Below are 19,900 nucleotides of genomic sequence, written 5' to 3' on the forward strand. Positions count from 1 at the left end.
AATTGCCGATATCCGTCAACAGCGATCAAGTGGCACAACGAAAATCGCCCGCAACTGAAGATGCGGGCGATTTCGTTTGACTGTCGGGAACTGCTTCAGGCCTGTTCGTAAACGCCGTGGCAGTGCTTGTATTTCTTGCCGGAGCCACAGGGGCACATTTCGTTGCGGCCGATACGGCCCCAGGTGGCCGGGTTTTCCGGATCGCGATCCCCCGCCGGCACGAAAGCGGCCTGCGCGTTCTGTGCCATTTCATCTTCACCTGTGAGAGGGTCGAGATGATGCGCCGTCATTTCCGGCAGCTCGGGCTGCTGCGGTTCCTGCTGCACGAGTTCAACGCGCATCAGCTGGGCGGTGACGGCCTCGCGCAGATTGGCGAGCAGGGCCTGGAACAATTCGAAGGCTTCCGCCTTGTATTCCTGCAGCGGGTCGCGCTGTGCATAACCGCGGAAGCCGACGACAGAGCGCAGATGGTCGAGATTGACGATATGTTCGCGCCACAGATGGTCGATCGTCTGGAGAATGACCGAGCGTTCCACATAGGTCATTATCTCGGGGCCGAAACGTTCCGCGCGCTCGGCGGCATATTTGTCGGCGGCCTCGGTGACGCGCTGGAGAATATCGTCCTCGGCGATGCCTTCTTCTTTCGCCCATTCCTCCACCGGCAGGTCGAGATTGAGGAACTGCGCGACACCGGCCTTCAGGCCTGCAATATCCCACTGTTCGGCATAGGCATTTTCCGGAATATGCTTGGTGACGAGCGTTTCGATCACTTCGTGGCGCATATCGGCTGCGGTTTCGCCGATATTGTCTGCTTCCATCAGTTCGAGACGCTGCTCGAAGATCACCTTTCGCTGGTCGTTCAGCACATCGTCATATTTCAGAAGGTTCTTGCGGGTCTCGAAGTTGCGGGCCTCGACCTTCTTCTGGGCGCGTTCCAGTGCCTTGTTGATCCACGGATGGACGATTGCCTCGCCTTCCTTGAGGCCGAGCTTCTGCAGCATCGAGTCCATGCGCTCGGAACCGAAGATGCGCATCAGGTCATCCTGAAGCGACAGGTAGAATTTCGAGCGGCCCGGGTCGCCCTGACGGCCGGAACGGCCACGCAGCTGGTTGTCGATACGGCGGCTTTCGTGGCGCTCGGTGGCGATGACGTAAAGACCGCCGGCGGCCAGCGCCTTTTCCTTCAGCACCTTGATTTCGGCGCGGATAGCCTCTTCCTTCGCGTCACGCTCAGGGCTGGACTCCATGCCTTCCAGCTCGCGCTCGAGGCGCATGTCGACGTTGCCGCCGAGCTGGATGTCGGTACCGCGACCAGCCATGTTGGTGGCGATGGTAACTGCGCCCGGAACGCCGGCCTGCGAAACGATATAGGCTTCCTGCTCGTGGTAACGGGCGTTCAGAACCTGGAAATCGGTAAAGCCGGACTGACGCAGCATATGGGCCAGAAGCTCGGATTTCTCGATCGACGTCGTACCCACCAGAACCGGTTGACCGCGCTCATGCGCCGCCTTGATCTCGGTGATGATCGCCTGGAACTTCTCCTCGCCGGTGCGATAGACCTCGTCGTCCTCGTCGATACGCTGGATCGGCAGGTTGGTCGGCACTTCGATGACGTCGAGACCGTAGATATTGCCGAATTCTTCCGCTTCCGTCGATGCCGTACCGGTCATGCCGGCGAGCTTGGAGTACATACGGAAATAGTTCTGGAAGGTGACGGAAGACAGCGTCTGGTTTTCCGGCTGAATCTGCACCTTTTCCTTGGCTTCGAGAGCCTGATGCTGACCTTCGGAATAACGGCGGCCCGGCATCATACGGCCGGTGAACTCGTCGATGATGACGATTTCGTCGTTACGGACGATATAGTCCTTGTCGCGGGTGAAGAGCTTGTGCGCCTTCAGCGCATTGTTGATGTGATGGACGATGGCGACGTTTTCGACGTCGTAAAGCGATTCGCCCTTCAGCAGGCCCGCCTGCCGCAGCAGGTTCTCGAGCTTTTCGGTGCCGTCTTCGGAGAAGTTGGCCGAGCGCTGCTTTTCATCGATTTCGTAATCTTCCGGCGTCAACAGCGGAATGAAGGCGTCGATGGTGTTGTAAAGGTCGGAACGGTCGTCCAGCGGGCCGGAAATGATGAGCGGCGTGCGCGCCTCGTCGACCAGGATCGAGTCGACTTCGTCGACGATCGCGTAGTTGTGGCCGCGCTGAACCATCTGGGCGCGGTCATACTTCATGTTGTCGCGCAGATAGTCGAAGCCAAGTTCGTTATTCGTGGCGTAGGTGATGTCGCAGGCATAGGCCTCGCGGCGCTGGTCGTCGTCCAGCCCGTGGACGATGACGCCGGTCGTCAGGCCGAGGAAACCGTAGAGCCTGCTCATCGTGGCCGCGTCGCGCTTGGCGAGATAGTCGTTGACGGTGACGACATGCACGCCCTTGCCGGCGAGCGCGTTGAGATAGACCGCAAGGGTCGCCACCAGCGTCTTGCCTTCACCGGTCTTCATTTCGGCGATAGCGCCTCCATGCAAAATCATGCCGCCGGTCAGCTGCACGTCGAAGGGGCGCATATGCAGAACGCGGCGCGATGCTTCGCGGGCAACGGCGAAAGCCGGGATCAGCAGGTCGTCCAGCGTCTTGCCATCGGCAAGCTGCTGGCGGAATTCCGCCGTCTTGGCCGCCAGCGCTTCATCGGAGAGCGCCTTGGTGGCCTCTTCCAGCGCATTGATGGCTGCGATCTTGCTTTTATAGGAGCGGACGCGGCGGTCATTTGCCGAACCGAACAACTTGCGGGCTATTCCGCCGAGACTGACCATATTACTGGCCCTTTCTGAAATTCCGTTTTGCCGGGCGCTTTTCTCCGTCACGCCGATTTCAGCATAAATGACGGACTTCGCCCTTCAACGTATCTGGACGCGAGGTTGCGTGACAGATAAGAGGGGGGGCAAATGATGTCAACGGTTCTGCCCGTTACAGAATGGCCACAATCCGGTGTTTGGAAGTTTTTTCAGAGCCGGAAACCATGTCTGGAGCCGGCATTGTCCCCGAAAGGTTCAAAATGTTGCGCTATAATAAAATTGCGGCTGCGGTGATTGTGGCCACGCTCGGCCTCCAGCTTCCGGCTTTTGCACAGGAAGACAAGGTTGTCGCCAAGGTCGGCGATCTGGAAATCCACCAGTCCGAACTCGACCTCGCCATGAGCAACCTCGACCCGCAGCTCGCGCAGCTTCCCGATGAGCAGAAGAAGGTTGCAGCCTTGTCCGGTGCGATCGACGTCAAGCTTCTGGTGAAGAACGCCAGCGCCGAAGGGCTGGAAAAGACCGAAGATTTCAAGAAGCGCATGGAATTCATCCAGGACCGTGAGCTTCACAACGCCTATTTCCGCAAGCACGTGGTCGACGCCGTCACCAATGACGAAGTAAAGGCCCGCTACGACAAGGAAGTCGCAGCCCTGCCGCAGGAAGAGGAAATCAAGGCCGCGCACATTCTCGTCGCCAGCGAGGACGACGCCAAGGACATCATCAAACAGCTTGATTCGGGCAAGGATTTCGCAGCGCTCGCGAAGGAAAAGTCGACCGATTCCAACAAGGATGACGGCGGCGATCTCGGCTGGTTCGGCAAGGGCCGCATGGTGCCGGAATTCGAAGAGGCCGCTTTCGGCCTCGAAAAGGGCGCCTACACCAAGGTTCCGGTGAAGACCCAGTTCGGCTTCCACGTCATCAAGCTTGAAGACAAGCGTATCGCGCCGCCGCCGGCTTTCGAGCAGGTCGAGCCGCAGGTTCGTCAGCTTGTCATGCGTGACAAGTACGTTGCCCTCATCGAGAAGGCAAAGGCTGACCAGAAGATCGAAATCATGGATGAGACGCTGAAGAAGGGCTACGACGAAGCCACGAAGGAACAGCAGGCTCAGCCGCAGCAGTAAAGACAAATGTTACGGGGCGGCTATGGGCCGCCCCGTTTCATCTCAGGCATTCCAGACCCCTTTTCCAGAATTTCAGGCGCTTCCCATGTCCGTTGCCGTTTCCCCGCTCGCTCCGAAATCCTATCCCGACATGCCGGCGCTGCGCGGCGTTCGCATGGCGACGGCCGCCGCCGGCATCAAGTACAAGAACCGCACGGATGTTCTGTTGATGGTGTTCGACAAGCCTGCAAGTGTTGCCGGCGTCTTCACCAAATCGAAGTGCCCCTCCGCCCCGGTCGATTTCTGCCGCGCCAATCTCGGCGGCGGCGTGGCGCGCGCCGTGGTGGTCAATTCCGGCAATGCCAATGCCTTTACCGGCCTCAAGGGCAAGGCCGCGACCGAATTGACGGCGAAATCCGCCGCCGCCGCCGTCGGCTGTGCTGAAGGCGAGGTCTTTCTCGCATCGACGGGCGTGATCGGCGAGCCGCTGGATGCGACGAAATTTGCCGGCGTTCTCGGTGACATGAATGTCAGGGCGGAAGCCGATTTCTGGCAGGAAGCCGCCAAGGCGATCATGACGACCGACACCTATCCCAAGGTCGCGACCCGCACCGCCGAGATCGGCGGCGTGATCGTCACGATCAACGGCATTTCCAAGGGCGCCGGCATGATTGCACCCGATATGGCGACAATGCTCTCCTTCGTGGTGACGGATGCGGATATCGAGCCCGCCGCCCTGCAGTCGCTGCTGTCTGCCGGTGTCGGCCCGACCTTCAATTCCGTGACGGTTGATAGCGATACCTCCACTTCCGATACGCTGATGCTGTTCGCCACGGGTGCAGCAGCGGAAGACGGCCAGGTTAAGGTGACGAGCGCCGATGACGAGCGCCTGTCCTCCTTCCGCACGGCGCTTAACGATCTCCTGAAGGATCTCGCGTTGCAGGTGGTTCGCGACGGCGAAGGCGCACGCAAGATGGTGGAGGTCACCGTGACTGGTGCGGAAAACGACGCCGCCGCCAAGAAGATCGCTCTTTCCATCGCCAATTCGCCGCTGGTGAAGACTGCGGTTGCCGGCGAAGACGCCAATTGGGGCCGCGTCGTCATGGCTGTCGGCAAGTCCGGTGAGATGGCAGACCGCGACCGTCTCGCCATCTGGTTCGGCGGCGTGCGCGTGGCCGTCAACGGTGAGCGCGACCCGGATTATTCGGAGGCGGAAACCAGCGCAGTGATGCGTCTCGAAGACATTCCAGTGAAGGTGGATATCGGTCTCGGTCAGGGAACGGCCACCGTCTGGACCTGTGACCTGACGAAAGAATATGTTGCGATCAACGGCGACTATCGGAGCTGACCGTTGGAGCCGAAGAGAATGCAGGACAATAAAGCCGTCAATCTGCCGCTGGTTCGCCGTCTGGAAGCCGTCAGCTTCCGGGCATGGCCTGCGTCGTCAGTGATTTATGACGGCAGCTGGCAAATCCGCCTGACGGGTTCACACCCCTCCAAACGCATTAACTGCGTGGTGCCGCTCGATCCGTCCGATTACGGAAACAGCGCGCTGCGGCTGGAAAAGGCGCGCAAGCGTTTCGAGGATTTCGGCCGGCCGCTGGTGGTACGCGAAACGACACTGATGCCGCGGCAACTCGTGGATTTTCTGTCTGCTGATGGCTGGTCTGTCTTCGAAGAGGTCATGGTTATGACGGCCGATCTCTCCAGCATGGAGCTGCCGGAAACGCTGGTCAGTCTTCCGAGCCATGATATCGGCCGGTTTGTCGAAGCCAGCATCAAGGTCAGCGATGGCGATCCGGCGCTGCGCCCGGCAATCGCTGAAATCGTCAGTTCCATCAAACCGACGCTCGGCCTTTTCATCAACGAGGAAGTGGAGGGTAACCCGCTCGCCACCATGATCTGCGTGCAGGATAACGATCTTGCCGGCGTCATCTCGCTTGATGTCGAAAAGTCGCAACGTAAAAAGGGGGTGGGCACGCAGGTTCTGTCGTCGGCACTGCGCTGGGCCAGAATAAGCGGCGCAAAAACCGCCTGGCTGCAGGTCGTCTCCACCAATGCGCCTGCCATCGCCCTTTATCAAAAATTCGGCTTCTCTGAGGCTTATCGTTATCGCTACTGGCGCAAGGGTTCAGGTGAATGAGCGAGGCGGGAAAAAAAATCCTGCTGGTCGCCGCCTGCGCACTTCTCGATCAGGACGGCCGCATTCTTCTGGCGCAGCGTCCCGAAGGCAAGTCGCTTGCGGGCTTATGGGAATTTCCAGGCGGCAAGGTGGAGCATGGCGAGACGCCAGAGGAAACCCTTGTCCGTGAACTGGACGAGGAACTGGGTATCAAAACCAAGGTCGCCTGCCTCGCGCCGCTGACATTTGCCAGCCATACCTACGAGACCTTTCACCTCCTGATGCCGCTTTATGTGTGCCGTCGCTATGAAGGCATCGCCCATGGCCGGGAAGGGCAGGCGATTAAATGGGTCAAACCCCAGGCGCTGCGCGATTACCCCATGCCGCCGGCCGATGAGCCGCTCATCCCCTTCCTCCAGGATTTGCTGTAGAACCGAGGGGGCACTACGGCCCTCCTGCCTTATCCCGTCACAGCTTCGTGAAAACACCTCTCTTCCAGTGCTTTACCGTGCCAAAACGGGGCTTCGTTAAGAGATCGTTCAGCACCCTCTGGCAGATTGTTAAGCTAAAGAAGCGGTAAACTGCGCGAGACGAGGTTGGTCATGAACGAGGATTTCTGGAAGACGGTGGAAGGTCGTCACTCTTATCCTGACAAGTCCCGTCGCACCGGCGTGCTCAATGTGGCGCTGCTTTTCGGCACGGCGGTTATCGCGCTCTCGCTGATCGTCACTCCCATGCTTGCCGGAAAATCCTCCACAAGGGTGGCGCAGTTTCCTGACAATTACGACATGATCAACACGGGCTCCATCAAGAAGACCGATGTGGGCAAGACCTATTCCATCCGTCGCAGCATCACCCAGCCGATGCCGGAAACGCCCTGCGTGGTCATGGGTTATAGCAACGAGAGCGGTTGCTGATCGTTTACCATCAACGGTAACGGATTCCTCACATCGCCGGCCTAATATAAAGCTGATTTCAACAGGGTGGACGCCGGTTGTCGCAACGCGCCGGATGGCGGATGGGGAATATCCTGTGCTGCATTTTCTTATCAATCTATGCAAAAACGAAAACGGTGCGACAGCGGTGGAGTACGGGCTGATTGTCGGGGTGATTTCCGCTGCCCTGATCGTTGGCGCAGGCAGCATCAGCAGCAACATCAATGACGTGTTTCAGTTCATCGCAGACACTTTGGCCGAGTAGAAACCTTTTGGCTGATCGCTCAGGACAGCTTCACCTCTGTTGTCTTCAAGGCATCGGCAAGTCGCACCTTGGCGGAACCGGGTTTAAGCGGTTTCTGCTGGCTTTCATGCGGCGCCCAGCCTGATACGTAAATAACCGAAAATGTCGCCCTTATCCGTCCGTCAGGATCGGAATATCGCTCGGCGTAAAGCTCTGCCGCGCGCAGAAAAAAAGCGCGGTTGAGCGGCTTTCTGCTGCGGCTTGCCAGTGGGTTGGCCATGCCCATGGCGCGCAGGTCGCGCATCAGCGGGAAAATTGAATCGTAACGCACCGTATAGCTTTCCGCATCGGTCACGGGGAGCGCAAACCCGGCGCGCTGTAAAAGCGCGCCGACGTCTCGTACATCGGCGAAAGGAATGACACGTGGGCTGGCACCTCCGGTCAGTTCGGCCTCTGCGGTCAGCAGCACGTCGCGCAGTTCCTGCAGGGTACCGCTGCCTGGAATGGCGCCGAGAAACAGGCCGTCCGGTTTTAATGCCCGCCGGATCTGGATCAGCGCGCCGGGCGTATCGTTGGTCAGGTGCAGGGCAAGCGGTGAAACGATGAGATTCGCGGAGGCCTCCTCAAGCGGCAGATGCTCCATGGAGGCGGCCTCGGGAATATTCGCATCCGTCGCGAAAGAGCTCTCGGTTTCGATACGGCGAATGGTATCCACCTTGCCAGTCTCAGCCAGGCGTCGCGCCGTGACGCCGGTTCCGCCGTGAAGTTCGATCGCGGTCTCGAACTGGCGCTCGACGATGGCAAGCCTGTCGGCCAGCTCTTCGGCTGCCATATCGAGAAGAAACAGGGCCTTGTCGTCGCGCCTGGCCCACGCCCGGTGACGGTTTTGTTCGATCAGGGCCTGGTCAAAGAGAATATCCATCGTCTTGCCTGCTCGGCCTCAAGCGCCTTTGAGATCGGCGGGCCGTATCGTTGGTCTCATGCCGCTTGGGGCATCGTTTTCCCGGTGTCGGGAGGAAACTATCGCTCTCGCAAAGGCACCCGTTCGGCGGTAAAGTCAACCTCATGGGTGCTGGTGAAAGTCTGTTTTCGGGTTTGCTGTCGAAGTCTGCGGCCGTGCCGGCGGCGGCGGGAGACATGTGGCGTGCGGTCTTTCGTATGGTCTATCCGCCAACCTGCGCGGGCTGCACCCGCATGACCGGCGGCGAGGGCGCCTTATGTGCGGATTGCTGGCGGGATGTGGCCTTTATCGATCGTCCTTTTTGCGAGGTTCTGGGCATTCCCTTCGCGCGGGATCACGGAGACGGTTTCGTGAGCGCGCAGGCGATTGCCGAACCGCCGCCTTTTGACCGGCTGCGCGCCGTCGCAAGCCATGAGGGAACCGCCCGCAAACTCGTGCACCGGCTGAAATATCAGGACCGGACCGATCTCGCCCGCCTGATGGCGCTGTGGATGCTAAGGGCAAGCGACGGAACGGTGGATGCCTGCGATTGCATCGTGCCGGTTCCATTGCATCGCAACCGTTTCCTGCGCCGCCGCTTCAATCAATCCGCCGAGCTGGCCCGGCATCTGGCCAGGGTCGCCGGCAAGCCCTTGGCTGCCGGCACGCTGCTGCGTGTGAAGCCGACGGAGCGGCAGGTTGGGCTTTCCGCACTTGCTCGGCGCGACAATGTGCGCGGCGCTTTCTCGCTTGCGCCCGGCCGTGAAGGTGATTTCCATGGCAAGCGCGTGGTGCTGGTGGACGACGTCTATACCACCGGCGCGACGGTGGGTGCGGCAAGCCGCGCCCTGCGCAAGGCCGGTGCCGCGGATGTGACGGTTTTGACCTTTGCAATGGCCATTTCCGGGCCTATATGAAACCTGAATGACGACTTTATCGTGCGTTTTACCGCACGTTTGCGAGGGCTTCGAGAACATGGCACCGGTGACGATCTATACGCGGGATTTTTGTGGTTATTGCGCGCGCGCCAAGGCGCTGCTGGACAGCAAGGGCGTGGATTACGCCGAATATAACGCCACGACGACACCGGAATACCGGCAGGAAATGATCGAGAAATCCGGCGGAACGACCTTCCCGCAAATCTTCATCAACGGCCAGCATGTCGGCGGCTGCGACGATCTGCACGCGCTGGAGCGCGCCGGTAAACTGGACGCGCTGCTGGCCGCCTGATCGGCCGCGATTCTCGCGGGTATGGAGGATGTGATGAGTTTCAAGGCTGCCGCCATTCAGATGCGCTCCGGCGTCGATCCGGCAAGAAACGCCGCCGATATGGAACGGCTTGTGCGCGCGGCCGCGGCCGAGGGCGCCGTTTATGTGCAGACCCCGGAAATGACGGGTGCGATTCAGAAGGACAGGCAGGCGCTGCGTGCGCAATTGCGAGATGACGACGGCGATATCATCGTTGCGACGGCCGCCCGTCTCGCCGGTGAGCTCGGCATTCATGTCCATGTCGGCTCGACCGCGATTGCCCGGCCGGATGGGAAGATTGCCAATCGCGGTTTTCTCTTCGCGCCGGATGGTTCGCGCATTTGCAGCTATGACAAAATCCACATGTTCGATGTCGATCTCGACAATGGTGAAAGCTGGCGTGAAAGCGCCGCTTATCACCCCGGCGAAGTCGCGCGTATCGCAGAACTTCCGCTGGGGAAATTCGGCTTCGCAATCTGCTACGACGTCCGTTTCCCGCAGCTTTTTCGCGCTGAAGCGCTGGCCGGTGCAGAAGTTCTGACGGTTCCGGCGGCTTTCACCAGGCAGACGGGGGAAGCCCATTGGGAAATCCTGTTGCGCGCCCGCGCCATCGAAAATGGCGCTTTCGTCATCGCCGCCGCGCAGGCCGGCGTGCACGAGGACGGGCGGGAGACCTTCGGCCACTCCATCATCATTGACCCATGGGGCAAGGTTCTGGCCATTGCCGGCGGCACTGGCGAAGAGATCATCTTCGCCGAGATCGATACGTCGATGGTGGCTGCCGCGCGTGGCAAAATTCCCAATCTGCGCAATGCCCGCGAGTTCGGACTGGACACTGTCATTCCCTTGAAACCTGCTGGAGGTGAAGCGGCGTGATCCGTTATGCGCTGGCCTGTGAAAAGGGCCATGAGTTCGAAGGCTGGTTTGCCGGTAGCGACGATTTCGACAATCAGTTGCAGCGCGGTTTCCTGTCCTGCCCGGTCTGCAATTCCGTGCAGGTATCAAAACTACTGATGGCGCCTTCGGTCTCTACCGCCCGCAAGAAAGACGAACGCCAGACGCTCGCCATGGATACGGCCAGAAAAGAGGCGATGGCGAAAATCCGCGAGGCTGTCGCCAATATCCGCGCCAGTGCCGAGGATGTCGGCGATAAATTTCCGGAAGAAGCCCGCAAGATCCACTATGGCGAAGCGGATGAGCGCGGCATCATCGGCAATGCCTCTGCGCAGGAAGCCAGGGCCCTGCTGGATGAGGGTATCGAGATCGCGCCGCTGCCGGTCTTGCCTGATGACGTGAATTGAGTTTGTTGATGTGGCTCGCGATCTATAATTTCGGAATACAGATCGCGCCCTATGACGATCCGCTTGTTGCAGGGTTTTCTCGCCGCGAGCCGCTCAACTTCCTGGCGGCGGAACGTTCAGAGGGGTTTATCGCGAGATCCGGTTATGATGGCGAGCCCGGTCCGCCAAGTTGGGGGGAGCAGGTTTTTCCGCGATTTTTGAAAGAGAACGGTGCCGCGAGCGGCGTCTCGTCCTTTTCGCTCTGGCGGGATATCGAATCGGTGATGGCCTATTCCTACGCGGGGGTGCATGCCGAAGCGCTGAAACACGGCCGGCGCTGGAACATTCCGCAGCGGTGGCCGCCGCTGGTCATGTGGTGGGTTGATGCCACACACCAACCGATATGGTCGCAAGCCGTTGAACGGCTGGAACATCTGCACGACAATGGCCCGTCGCCGCGCGCCTTTCATTTCAAAACACCCTTTGGCCCAGACGGCGTTCCAACCGCCATCGATCGCGTAAGGGTGAAGAATATAGCCGAAGGAAATGCCGCCGGGCAGCAGGAGCTGCTTGCGCAAGTACAGGCTATTCCCGTCTGACGGCTCGCTACGCCGGTCGTTTCGCCAGCATCATGTAGTTGACGTCCATATCCGGTGAGAGATTCCAGCGATCCTGCAGCACGTTGTAAAAGACGCCGGTGCGGTGGATGATATCCATGCCGCTCGCCACCAGCGGCCGCTCGAGTTCTTCCGGGCGGACCAGCTTTTCATACTGGTGTGTGCCGCGCGGCAGCCAGCGCAGAACGTTTTCGGCGGCGAAGATTGCCAATGCGCGGGCTTTGAGCGTGCGGTTGATGGTGGCCGCGAACATCAGGCCGCCGGGCTGTACCATTTTCGCGCAGGTGGTGACGAAAAGATCGACATTGGCCACATGCTCGACCACCTCCATGTTGAGGATGACGTCGAAGGTTTCGCCGGCTTCCTGCAACTGTTCGGCGGTCATGGCGCGGTAGTCAACGCTTACCCCGCTTTCGCGGGCGTGGGTGGAAGCGATGCCGATATTCTTTTCCGAGGGATCGGCGCCCACCACATCCGCGCCCATGCGCGCAACCGGTTCAGAGAGAAGGCCGCCGCCGCAGCCAATGTCTAATATGCGCAGCCCTTCCAGCGGGCGGTGCGCCTTCGGGTCGCGGCCGAAATTGTCGCAGATGCGGTTGCGGATATATTCGAGCCGAACCGGATTGAACTTGTGGAGCGGGCGGAACTTGCCGGTCGGGCTCCACCATTCCGCAGCCATCGCAGAGAAGCGATCCACTTCGCTCTGGTCGACGGTCGTCTGTGCGGTTTCGCTCATGGTTCTGCTCCATATTGCTGTTGCATTGAAGTCGGATGATTGCCCTCCGAAGTCAAGACCGGCCGTCCATTCCGGCGGCGATTTATCGGGCGCTCATTGCCGCAGGTGGAACTGATTGGATGCCTCATTTGTTTCATGCTGCGTTCATGAAGCAGCGTGTATTTTCCGATCGTGACAGTATGCGGAACGCGTACTCGTCCGTCCAACACGGTGGATGCCGACAAGGGCAAAGCGGGCCTTTGCTTGAGGAGAAAGAAGTGAAGAAAAAACTGTTAGGCGCAATTGCGCTGGTGGCCATGCTCGCCGCGCCGGCTCTTGCCGAGGCTGCGACGCGCGGTTTCGCCACCGCGAATGTGAATATGCGCTCCGGCCCGAGCACGGCCTATCCGGCTGTTGTGGTGATCCCGAATGGGGCGCCGCTCACCGTCCACGGCTGCCTTTCCGATACGCCGTGGTGCGATGTCTCGTTTGTGGGCGGTCGCGGCTGGGTAGCCGGGCGTTACATTGCCACGACCTACAGGCAGAACCGGGTCTATGTCGAGCCGCGTTATTACCGCGATCTCGGGGTGCCGGTGATCACCTTCGAGGTCGGCCGTTATTGGGACCGCTATTATCGTGACCGCGACTTTTACCGCGAGCGCGACCGCTGGCGCCGTCCGCCGCCGTCAGGTGGTTACTGGAACGCCACGCCGCCCCGCGCCGACTGGAATCGTCCACCTCCGCGTGACGAGTGGCGTGATAGCCGCCGCGACGACTGGCGTGACGGGCGTCGTGATGAATCACGCGACAATCGGCGCGATGAACGGCGTGATCCGCGACAAGGCGGGCCGAACGACGGCCGCTGGGAGCGTCGTCATGGGGAATGGAACGAAGGTAATCGCGCACCTGAGCCGCCGCGTGGAGATGCTGGCAGTAGCCAGAACAACGAAGATCGTGATCGCATTCTCCGCCTGAAACGGGATCTTGGGATAGGTCAGTAAGCGTTTTCGGCCATTGTAAAGCAACGGGCCTTAAGTGCTGCATCGTCGAACTTCAGTCGACATCCAAAATCATAGGCCCGGCGAGATTTCGTCGGGCCTATTCCATTGAATAGTTGATTGGATTTACTGAAGCGGCGTTATTTTGCAGCGGCAGCCTTGCGGGCGCGAGCCTTGGGTTTTGCAGGGGCTTCCGCATCCGGTCCGGATTCTGCCGCAGCGGCCTTGGGAGAGGCCTTCTTGCGCGTGGCGGGTTTCGTCGCTTCCGATGTCTTTAGCAGCGAAAATTCATGTTTGGCCTGTTCCCAATGGTACGCATCGCGCCCATGCGGGTGGCCTTCCTTTTCCCAGAGTGTATATGCCCGTTTACTGATCCATTCATGTTCCGAAACCTGCATGCTCGTCTCCCGTTGCTGTTTACAGCGCCTGTGAGAAGGCGACATTCCGCTGTGGTCCGGCACACGCTCGACAGGAATCAATGCCGGCATTTCCAGAACCCATTACATGCCATGATTTTCCGGGCGTCAAGCAAACATGCTGCATTGCGAAAACGGATTTCCGGCATTTCTATCTATTGAAGCGGTTTGAGCGAAAGACGTTCCCGCAGGACAAGATCAACATTGCGCGATCGCGCCAAGGCCGCCAAGATGGCGGGATGAATGGGCAGCGGAGGAGGCGACCTTGGAACGGAGAGCGGAAGCGGATGCACAGGTCATCATCGAAAAACGGGGAGGGGCCGGCATCATTCGCCTCAATCGCCCGAAGGCCATCAACAGCCTGACATTGCCGATGGTGCGCGACCTGTTTCAGGCGCTTCAGCGTTTCGAGGAGGATCCTGATGTTTCCTGCGTGGTACTGACGGGAGAGGGCGACAGGGGGCTTTGCGCCGGTGGCGATGTCCGCATCATTCACGATCTCGGCAAGGCGGGCGACCCGCAGGTGCTTGATTTCTGGCGGGAAGAATTTCCGCTTAATTATCGCATCGCCCGCTTCGCCAAGCCCTATATCGCCCTTATGGACGGTATCGTCATGGGCGGCGGCGTCGGCATTTCAGCCCATGGCAGCCACCGCATTGTCACCGAACGCACAAAACTCGCCATGCCGGAAACCGGAATCGGTTACTTTCCTGACGTCGGCGGCTCCTGGCTACTGCCACGCGCACCGGGCGAATGCGGCACCTGGCTGGGAATGACGGGCAACGCCGTCACTGCCGCCGATGCCATCTATGCCGGTTTTGCCGATTATAGTGTTCCTTCGGACCGTCTCGACGGTCTGGTCCAAGACCTGTCGCAAGCAGCGGATACAGACAGCATCGAGGCGGCGATCATGGCGCACGCAGTCGAGGCCGATGAAGGCGTTTTATCCATCAATCGGGATATCATCGACGCGACATTCCGTTTCGACACGGTCGAAGAGATTTTCGCCGCCCTTTCGGCGCGTGCGGATGCGTTTTCGCGCGAGACCCTCGAGGTCCTGCAAAAACGCTCGCCCACCAGTCTGAAACTGACCCTGAAGCTGCTGCGTCTCGGCCGCGAAAGCGCGAGCCTCATCGAATGCCTGGAGCGGGAATTCGCCGCCGGCACGGAAATATTGCGCCAGCATGATTTTTACGAGGGCGTGCGCGCGGCGCTGGTCGACAAGGACCGTAATCCCCTCTGGCAGCCGGCGCGGCTGGATGAGGTGCGGGAGGAGGACATTGCGCCTTATTTTGTCGCGCATTCCGGCAATCTGTTTCCCGATCATCGCCTTTAAACCGACGCAAAAGAAATCCGGCTTCTTGACGTATATGAAATGATCGCCTCTATAGTCGATGCTTTTTGGGCTAAATTTCCAGTGAGTGCACCCGGAAAGCATGACTGTTTCTCGCCCCTGTTGCCTTCGCCCGCTATGTTGAGCGCCATTCGAATTGCCGGGGGTATTCATGAAACGTCTTCTCATCATCGGTAGCGCTATTGCTGCTCTCTTGGCAGGTGCGGCGCAGGCGCAATCGCCGACAACCATCCTCAACGCGTCCTATGATATTGCCCGCGAAATTTTTGCGGCTGAGAATGAGGCGTTCATCAAGCAGCATCCGGGCGTAACTGTCGACCAGTCGCATGCCGGCACCTCCAAGCAGGCCCGCGCCATCGTCGAGGGGCTGGAGGCAGACGTTGTCACTTTCAACCAGGTGACCGATGTCGATTTTCTGGTGAAGCAGGGCTTTGTTTCCGCCGACTGGAAGAAGGATTTCCCGAACGATGCGTCGCCGTTCTATTCCTTCCCGTCCTTCCTCGTGCGCGCCGGCAATCCCAAGGGCATAAAGGACTGGGACGACCTTGCCCGCGACGACGTAAAGATCGTTTTCCCCAACCCCAAGACTTCGGGCAACGCCCGTTACACCTATCTCGCCGCCACAGCTTACGCCAAGGAGAAGTTTAATGGCGACGACGCGAAGGTTCAGGCATTCGTCAAGAAAATCTTCGACAATACGCCGGTGTTCGACACCGGAGGCCGCGCCGCCACCACCACCTTCGTTGAGCGTGAAATCGGTGACGTGCTGATCACCTTCGAGGCAGAAACCCGCGGCATCGCCAAGCAATATGGTGCAGAGAAGGTGGAAGGCGTCGTGCCCTCCGTGAGCCTGCTGGCCGAATTCCCGGTGGCCGTGGTGGACAAGGTGGTCGACAAGCGCGGCTCGCGTGATCTGGCGAAAACCTATCTCGATTTCCTCTATACCGAGGAAGGTCAGCGCATCGCCGCCGAATTTGGCCACCGCGTCCACAATGAAAAGGTTGTCGGCGAATTCAAGGACAAGTTCCCGGCCGTTCGCCTCGTCAACGTCGATGATGTCTTCGGCGGTTGGGACAAAATCCAGAAAGAGCATTTTGCATCCGGTGCGACGCTTGATACGCTTTATGGCAGCCGTTAATCACAGACATACACAACAGGTAAAAGACCCGGCGGGAAACTGCCGGGTCGCTTTTTGATGAATTGGGGGCGGGGTTTGAAGCGGAATGTTCTGCCGGGGCTGAAATTATCCCTTGGCATCACCCTGACTTATGTCGCCATCATCGTGCTCCTGCCGCTCTCGGCGCTGGTGTTCAAGGCGGCAAGCCTCGGCCCTGCCGAATATTGGTCGATCATCTCTTCACCGCGCGCGGTCGCAAGTTATCGTGTTACCGTGCTTAGTGCCTTGGCCGCCACGCTCTTCAACGTCGTTTTCGGGCTGGCGCTCGCCTGGGTGTTGACGCGTTACCGTTTCCCCGGCTGGCGCATTGTCGACGCAATCGTCGATCTGCCGTTCGCACTTCCCACCGCCGTTGCCGGCATTGCGCTGACGACACTGTTCGCAGGCAATGGCTGGTTCGGCTCGGTACTTGCGCAATTCGGCGTCAAGGTGGCCTACACGCCGCTGGGCATCATGGTGGCGATGGCCTTTACCAGCCTTCCCTTCATCGTGCGCACCGTGCAGCCGGTGCTCGAAGACCTCGATCCGGCGCTTGAGGAGGCGGCGCAGTCGCTCGGTGGTTCCGATTTTGAAATCTTCCGCAAGATCATCCTGCCGCTGTTGACGCCGGCATTGCTGGCCGGTCTGTCGCTGTCCTTCGCCCGCAGCCTCGGCGAATTCGGGGCGATCATCTTCATCGCCGGCAATCAGCCGTTCTCGACGGAAATCACGGCGCTGCTGATCTTCATCCGGCTGGAGGAATATGATTATCAGGCTGCCGCCGCCATCGCTTCCGTGCTGCTCATCACCGCCTTCGTGATGCTGGCGGTGACCAATTATCTGCAGGCGCGCGCGCTTCGTTATACGGTGAGGGGCTGAGAGATGAGCGCCGTTTCTTCACATCGCAAGCCGCCGCGTGTCGGTGACGCGCCTCTCGTTCGCCGCAGCCTGATCGGTTTCGTGCTGGTCATGGGCGCGCTGCTGGTCGTGGCGCCGCTTATCGTCATCGGCATCGAAGCCTTTTCGCAGGGCTGGAAGGCCTATACGGCCACCATCACCCATCCCGATACCCGCCACGCCATCATGCTGACGGTGCTGACGGCGCTGATCGCAGTGCCCGTCAACACGGCCTTCGGGGTTGCGGCCGCATGGTCGATCACCAAGTTCGATTTCCCGGGTCGACGCTTCCTGCTGGTGTTGATCGAAATACCCTTCTCCATCTCGCCGATTGTCGCCGGTGTCGCCTATCTTTTCGTTTACGGCTTGCAGGGGCTTTTCGGTCCGTTTCTCGATGCGCATGACATCAAGATACTGTTTGCGCTGCCCGGCATCGTCATCGCCTCGATGTTCGTCACGGCCCCTTTCGTGGCGCGGGAACTCATCCCGCTGATGCAGGCCCAGGGCCGCGATCTGGAAGAGGCGGCAACCTCGCTTGGCGCATCCGGCTGGCGCACTTTCTTTTCGGTTACCTTGCCGAATATCAAATGGGCGCTGCTTTATGGCGTCGTGCTGTGCAACGCCCGCGTGATGGGCGAGTTCGGCGCGGTATCGGTCGTATCGGGCAATATTCGCGGCCAGACCAATACGCTGCCGCTGCATATCGAGCTGCTCTATCACGATTATCAAGCCGCCGGCGCTTTTGCCTCGGCCTCCATCCTCGCCTTGCTTGCAGTAGTCACGATCATCGCTAAGGTGGCGCTGGAACGACGCGGCGCCGGGCGCGGGGCCAAGAAGACCAACGGCGATGCCGCCATCGCCACGGAGACCTGATTCCCATGAAAATCCGCCTCGAAAATGTGGTGAAGACCTTCGATACTTTCCGCGCCGTGCGCGATGTTTCGCTGGATATCGAAAGCGGCGAACTTCTGGCGCTGCTCGGTCCCTCAGGCTCCGGCAAGACCACGATTTTGCGCATGGTCGCGGGTCTCGAATATGGCGATGGCGGCCGAATCTTTTTCGGCGACGAGGACGCCACCAATATTCCGGTGCGTGATCGGGGCGTCGGTTTCGTGTTCCAGCATTACGCGCTCTTCCCGCATATGACCCTGCATCAAAACATCGCTTTCGGCATGAAGGTCTCGAAGGTGAAGCGGGACAAGATGGCGATCGACGCCCGCGTCGAGGAGCTTTTGCGGCTGGTGAAGCTCGATGGCCTGGGGGGCCGTTTCCCGGCGCAGATTTCCGGCGGGCAGCGGCAGCGTGTGGCGCTGGCGCGTGCGCTTTCGGTCGATCCGAAGGTGCTTCTGCTCGATGAGCCTTTCGGGGCGCTGGACGCCAATGTGCGACGGGATCTTCGCCGCTGGCTGCGCGAAATTCACGATGCGCTGGGCATCACCACGATTTTCGTGACGCATGACCAGGAAGAGGCGCTCGATCTCGCCGACCGTGTCGTCATTCTCAATCAGGGCGAGATCGTGCAGCAGGGTACGCCGAAAGAGGTCTGCCGCCAGCCGAACAGCGCCTTCGTCATGCGCTTTCTGGGCGATGCCAACCGGGTCTCCGGCGTGGCGCGCGGCGGCAAGGTCTATGTCGGCGATAACGAGCTGCCTTTCTCCTATTCCCAAGGCGACGGCGCGGTGGACATCTATGCTCGCCCCGGCGATCTCGAATGGGAAGATTTGCATGATGGCATTCCGGCCTCTGTGGCGCGGGTTCTCGACCGCGCGGGCGAGCGTCGGGTGATCGCCAGCACCGATGGCGGCGACCTTCTCGAGTTCGACGTGCCGCCGGAAAACGATGTCGCCGCCGGAGACCGCGGTTCCGTCATCATCCGCCGGGCGAAGATTTTCCCGGCGGCGTGAGCCGCGATCAACCCAGAAGCTCGAAGGCGCTTTCCGCCACAAGCTTGCCGTTGATCATCAGGTCGACCCTGTGGATGCCCGGATAGTGTTTGCGGGTCGTGAAATCGCGTATGGCGCGGCTGATCGACAACGCGCACGTCTCGTCAGGCTGAAGCTCGATTTCTTTCCACTTGAAGACTTTCGCCGAGGCGTCGCCGCTCTTCTTCACGTAATGCACGGCGTAGTCGATCACCAGTTTCTGCGGGCGTTTCGCCGTTGAGGTGAAAGAGGCTGAAATCCGCACCGGATTGCCGAGCGCAACCTTGTCCGGCGTAACCTGAAATGCCGCAAGGGAAATTTCCGCTTCCTCATGCGCGCCGAGATGGGCAAGGGCGGCGGCGTCGCCCTTCTTGATCAAGGTGCGCAGGGCCTGCCGTGTAATCCAGCGCGTATGCGGATTGTCCTTCGGCCATGCATCGATGAGCGCCAGCACGAAAGCGGGATTGTCCTTGGTGATGTCGTTCAGATGATTGGCGACGGATTTGCGCACATAAAGCGCCTCGTCGGCTTTCATGGCCTCAAGGATCGCGGTGACCGGCGAAGGATCGTCGATGAGAGGCTTGAGCTGGAACGACCATGGCAGGCGCGGCCGGCAGCCCTCGCTCGCCAGCCGCCGCACATGTTCGTTCTCGTGCCGTGACCACGTTTCCATCACGGCAAGGGTGGCGCCTAAGTCCTTCTGCAGAAAATGACGGATAGCGAATTCCGAGGAGCCGAAGCGGGTGAAATAATGCAGCGCTTCCATGGAAAGATCAAAATCATCGAGACCGTAGAGCGCCACATATTCCGGCAACGAAATGGATGCGAAGCCATTGCCGATGCCGGGGGCTGCGGCGGTCAGGATTTCGATGTTGCGGGCATAGTCGCCGGGAAGCGTAGCGTGCAGGCTCGTCGCCACCTGCCGCATGCGTTGCATGATGCCAAGCGCTTCAAGGTTTTCGGTGGCGAGCGCCATGAAGGCGGAAACGTCGAAGGGCGGATGAACCGCCTTGGTCTGATCGGCGATATGCCGCAATTTTTCGTGGTTGAAGATTTCGTTCAGTGCCGGTGCCGCCGTGTCGTTCATAGTGCCCCCAAAGTTCACTTTTTGTTCTTTTAGGGGATGGTGAAGTGTGAGGCAAGATAAGGCTGAGCGATTTTCAGGCA

22 protein-coding genes are annotated in these 19,900 nt (G+C 59.8%); 17 read left to right on the forward strand and 5 right to left on the reverse strand.

The window, feature by feature from the left end; all coding sequences use genetic code 11:
- Positions 1–95: 95 nt before the first annotated feature.
- Entirely contained in the window at positions 96–2,804 is a 2,709-nt protein-coding gene (gene secA / locus O9X91_RS09465; protein WP_142912028.1) for a preprotein translocase subunit SecA, read from the reverse strand.
- A 242-nt stretch (positions 2,805–3,046) separates the two neighbouring features.
- Between secA and O9X91_RS09470 the strand changes: the two genes are divergently transcribed.
- The 6 genes from O9X91_RS09470 to O9X91_RS09495 all read left to right on the forward strand — a co-directional run bounded on the left by O9X91_RS09470 (position 3,047) and on the right by O9X91_RS09495 (position 7,211).
- Positions 3,047–3,910, forward strand: a complete 864-nt coding sequence (locus O9X91_RS09470; RefSeq protein ID WP_077985321.1) for a peptidylprolyl isomerase — start codon at positions 3,047–3,049, stop codon at positions 3,908–3,910.
- An 85-nt stretch (positions 3,911–3,995) separates the two neighbouring features.
- Positions 3,996–5,237 (forward strand): bifunctional glutamate N-acetyltransferase/amino-acid acetyltransferase ArgJ, encoded by a 1,242-nt coding sequence (gene argJ / locus O9X91_RS09475; RefSeq protein ID WP_142912027.1) that lies wholly within the window; start codon positions 3,996–3,998, stop codon positions 5,235–5,237.
- Between the two features lie 18 nt (positions 5,238–5,255).
- Complete coding sequence (locus O9X91_RS09480) at positions 5,256–6,032, forward strand: GNAT family N-acetyltransferase (protein WP_142912026.1); 777 nt, start codon at positions 5,256–5,258, stop codon at positions 6,030–6,032.
- On the forward strand, positions 6,029–6,442 hold the full coding sequence (gene mutT / locus O9X91_RS09485) for an 8-oxo-dGTP diphosphatase MutT (RefSeq protein WP_003522547.1): 414 nt from the start codon (positions 6,029–6,031) through the stop codon (positions 6,440–6,442). The genes O9X91_RS09480 and mutT overlap by 4 nt, the downstream gene beginning before the upstream one ends.
- Positions 6,443–6,613: 171 nt before the next feature.
- A complete protein-coding gene (locus O9X91_RS09490) occupies positions 6,614–6,928 on the forward strand; it encodes a hypothetical protein (RefSeq protein WP_269833721.1) in 315 nt (104 codons plus the stop codon).
- Positions 6,929–7,022: 94 nt separating this feature from the next.
- Positions 7,023–7,211, forward strand: a complete 189-nt coding sequence (locus O9X91_RS09495) for a Flp family type IVb pilin (protein WP_077985149.1) — start codon at positions 7,023–7,025, stop codon at positions 7,209–7,211.
- Between the two features lie 19 nt (positions 7,212–7,230).
- Here O9X91_RS09495 and O9X91_RS09500 read toward each other — a convergent pair whose 3' ends face one another.
- Positions 7,231–8,112 carry a methyltransferase domain-containing protein gene (locus O9X91_RS09500; protein ID WP_142912025.1) on the reverse strand — a complete coding sequence of 294 codons (882 nt, stop codon included), beginning with the start codon at positions 8,110–8,112 and terminating at the stop codon, positions 7,231–7,233.
- Positions 8,113–8,255: 143 nt separating this feature from the next.
- Here O9X91_RS09500 and O9X91_RS09505 point away from each other — a divergent pair, with 143 nt between their 5' ends.
- The 5 genes from O9X91_RS09505 to O9X91_RS09525 are packed head-to-tail and all read left to right on the forward strand — an operon-like array spanning position 8,256 to position 11,257.
- Positions 8,256–9,047, forward strand: coding sequence for a ComF family protein (locus tag O9X91_RS09505; protein WP_077985147.1), 792 nt, complete (start codon positions 8,256–8,258; stop codon positions 9,045–9,047).
- A gap of 58 nt (positions 9,048–9,105) precedes the next feature.
- Entirely contained in the window at positions 9,106–9,360 is a 255-nt protein-coding gene (gene grxC / locus O9X91_RS09510; protein WP_003522552.1) for a glutaredoxin 3, read from the forward strand.
- Positions 9,361–9,393: 33 nt separating this feature from the next.
- The gene (locus tag O9X91_RS09515) at positions 9,394–10,254 is read left to right on the forward strand and encodes a carbon-nitrogen hydrolase family protein (RefSeq protein ID WP_269833722.1); all 861 of its coding nucleotides are present in this window, start codon (positions 9,394–9,396) and stop codon (positions 10,252–10,254) included.
- Positions 10,251–10,679 (forward strand): DUF1178 family protein, encoded by a 429-nt coding sequence (locus O9X91_RS09520; RefSeq protein ID WP_077985146.1) that lies wholly within the window; start codon positions 10,251–10,253, stop codon positions 10,677–10,679. The genes O9X91_RS09515 and O9X91_RS09520 overlap by 4 nt, the downstream gene beginning before the upstream one ends.
- Before the next feature lie 8 nt (positions 10,680–10,687).
- Positions 10,688–11,257 (forward strand): DUF3291 domain-containing protein, encoded by a 570-nt coding sequence (locus O9X91_RS09525; RefSeq protein ID WP_142912023.1) that lies wholly within the window; start codon positions 10,688–10,690, stop codon positions 11,255–11,257.
- Positions 11,258–11,264: 7 nt separating this feature from the next.
- Here the strand turns inward: O9X91_RS09525 and ubiG are convergent, their stop codons facing one another.
- The gene (ubiG, locus tag O9X91_RS09530) at positions 11,265–12,011 is read right to left on the reverse strand and encodes a bifunctional 2-polyprenyl-6-hydroxyphenol methylase/3-demethylubiquinol 3-O-methyltransferase UbiG (protein WP_142912022.1); all 747 of its coding nucleotides are present in this window, start codon (positions 12,009–12,011) and stop codon (positions 11,265–11,267) included.
- Positions 12,012–12,268: 257 nt separating this feature from the next.
- Here ubiG and O9X91_RS09535 point away from each other — a divergent pair, with 257 nt between their 5' ends.
- Positions 12,269–12,991 carry an SH3 domain-containing protein gene (locus O9X91_RS09535; protein WP_244614216.1) on the forward strand — a complete coding sequence of 241 codons (723 nt, stop codon included), beginning with the start codon at positions 12,269–12,271 and terminating at the stop codon, positions 12,989–12,991.
- Positions 12,992–13,128: 137 nt separating this feature from the next.
- On the opposite strand, the gene O9X91_RS09540 is transcribed toward O9X91_RS09535, so the two are convergent.
- Positions 13,129–13,386 carry a DUF2934 domain-containing protein gene (locus tag O9X91_RS09540; protein ID WP_142912021.1) on the reverse strand — a complete coding sequence of 86 codons (258 nt, stop codon included), beginning with the start codon at positions 13,384–13,386 and terminating at the stop codon, positions 13,129–13,131.
- Between the two features lie 283 nt (positions 13,387–13,669).
- On the opposite strand from O9X91_RS09540, the gene O9X91_RS09545 reads away from it, so the two are divergent.
- From O9X91_RS09545 to O9X91_RS09565, 5 genes are all read left to right on the forward strand, one after another.
- On the forward strand, positions 13,670–14,740 hold the full coding sequence (locus O9X91_RS09545; RefSeq protein ID WP_142912020.1) for an enoyl-CoA hydratase/isomerase family protein: 1,071 nt from the start codon (positions 13,670–13,672) through the stop codon (positions 14,738–14,740).
- Positions 14,741–14,909: 169 nt separating this feature from the next.
- Positions 14,910–15,896, forward strand: coding sequence for a thiosulfate ABC transporter substrate-binding protein CysP (cysP, locus tag O9X91_RS09550; RefSeq protein ID WP_269833723.1), 987 nt, complete (start codon positions 14,910–14,912; stop codon positions 15,894–15,896).
- A 57-nt stretch (positions 15,897–15,953) separates the two neighbouring features.
- Entirely contained in the window at positions 15,954–16,793 is an 840-nt protein-coding gene (gene cysT, locus O9X91_RS09555; RefSeq protein ID WP_269823491.1) for a sulfate ABC transporter permease subunit CysT, read from the forward strand.
- Positions 16,794–16,796: 3 nt separating this feature from the next.
- Positions 16,797–17,684: a sulfate ABC transporter permease subunit CysW gene (cysW, locus tag O9X91_RS09560; protein ID WP_077985139.1), complete on the forward strand. Its 888-nt coding sequence runs from the start codon at positions 16,797–16,799 to the stop codon at positions 17,682–17,684.
- A gap of 5 nt (positions 17,685–17,689) precedes the next feature.
- On the forward strand, positions 17,690–18,715 hold the full coding sequence (locus tag O9X91_RS09565; protein WP_269833724.1) for a sulfate/molybdate ABC transporter ATP-binding protein: 1,026 nt from the start codon (positions 17,690–17,692) through the stop codon (positions 18,713–18,715).
- Positions 18,716–18,722: 7 nt separating this feature from the next.
- Here the strand turns inward: O9X91_RS09565 and O9X91_RS09570 are convergent, their stop codons facing one another.
- Positions 18,723–19,820 carry a DNA alkylation repair protein gene (locus O9X91_RS09570; RefSeq protein WP_269833725.1) on the reverse strand — a complete coding sequence of 366 codons (1,098 nt, stop codon included), beginning with the start codon at positions 19,818–19,820 and terminating at the stop codon, positions 18,723–18,725.
- Between the last annotated feature and the right edge of the window lie 80 nt (positions 19,821–19,900).

This window comes from Agrobacterium salinitolerans, from assembly GCF_027498475.1.
In the GTDB taxonomy this organism is placed as follows: Bacteria; Pseudomonadota; Alphaproteobacteria; order Rhizobiales; family Rhizobiaceae; genus Agrobacterium; species Agrobacterium salinitolerans.

Coding starts and splice junctions, on each gene's coding strand:
- secA (WP_142912028.1), bottom strand. CDS start 2,804: ATGGTCAGTCTCGGCGGAATAGCCCGCAAGTTGTTCGGTTCGGCAAAT.
- O9X91_RS09470 (WP_077985321.1), top strand. CDS start 3,047: ATGTTGCGCTATAATAAAATTGCGGCTGCGGTGATTGTGGCCACGCTC.
- argJ (WP_142912027.1), top strand. CDS start 3,996: ATGTCCGTTGCCGTTTCCCCGCTCGCTCCGAAATCCTATCCCGACATG.
- O9X91_RS09480 (WP_142912026.1), top strand. CDS start 5,256: ATGCAGGACAATAAAGCCGTCAATCTGCCGCTGGTTCGCCGTCTGGAA.
- mutT (WP_003522547.1), top strand. CDS start 6,029: ATGAGCGAGGCGGGAAAAAAAATCCTGCTGGTCGCCGCCTGCGCACTT.
- O9X91_RS09490 (WP_269833721.1), top strand. CDS start 6,614: ATGAACGAGGATTTCTGGAAGACGGTGGAAGGTCGTCACTCTTATCCT.
- O9X91_RS09495 (WP_077985149.1), top strand. CDS start 7,023: ATGGCGGATGGGGAATATCCTGTGCTGCATTTTCTTATCAATCTATGC.
- O9X91_RS09500 (WP_142912025.1), bottom strand. CDS start 8,112: ATGGATATTCTCTTTGACCAGGCCCTGATCGAACAAAACCGTCACCGG.
- O9X91_RS09505 (WP_077985147.1), top strand. CDS start 8,256: ATGGGTGCTGGTGAAAGTCTGTTTTCGGGTTTGCTGTCGAAGTCTGCG.
- grxC (WP_003522552.1), top strand. CDS start 9,106: ATGGCACCGGTGACGATCTATACGCGGGATTTTTGTGGTTATTGCGCG.
- O9X91_RS09515 (WP_269833722.1), top strand. CDS start 9,394: ATGAGTTTCAAGGCTGCCGCCATTCAGATGCGCTCCGGCGTCGATCCG.
- O9X91_RS09525 (WP_142912023.1), top strand. CDS start 10,688: ATGTGGCTCGCGATCTATAATTTCGGAATACAGATCGCGCCCTATGAC.
- ubiG (WP_142912022.1), bottom strand. CDS start 12,011: ATGAGCGAAACCGCACAGACGACCGTCGACCAGAGCGAAGTGGATCGC.
- O9X91_RS09540 (WP_142912021.1), bottom strand. CDS start 13,386: ATGCAGGTTTCGGAACATGAATGGATCAGTAAACGGGCATATACACTC.
- cysP (WP_269833723.1), top strand. CDS start 14,910: ATGAAACGTCTTCTCATCATCGGTAGCGCTATTGCTGCTCTCTTGGCA.
- cysT (WP_269823491.1), top strand. CDS start 15,954: ATGAATTGGGGGCGGGGTTTGAAGCGGAATGTTCTGCCGGGGCTGAAA.
- cysW (WP_077985139.1), top strand. CDS start 16,797: ATGAGCGCCGTTTCTTCACATCGCAAGCCGCCGCGTGTCGGTGACGCG.
- O9X91_RS09565 (WP_269833724.1), top strand. CDS start 17,690: ATGAAAATCCGCCTCGAAAATGTGGTGAAGACCTTCGATACTTTCCGC.
- O9X91_RS09570 (WP_269833725.1), bottom strand. CDS start 19,820: ATGAACGACACGGCGGCACCGGCACTGAACGAAATCTTCAACCACGAA.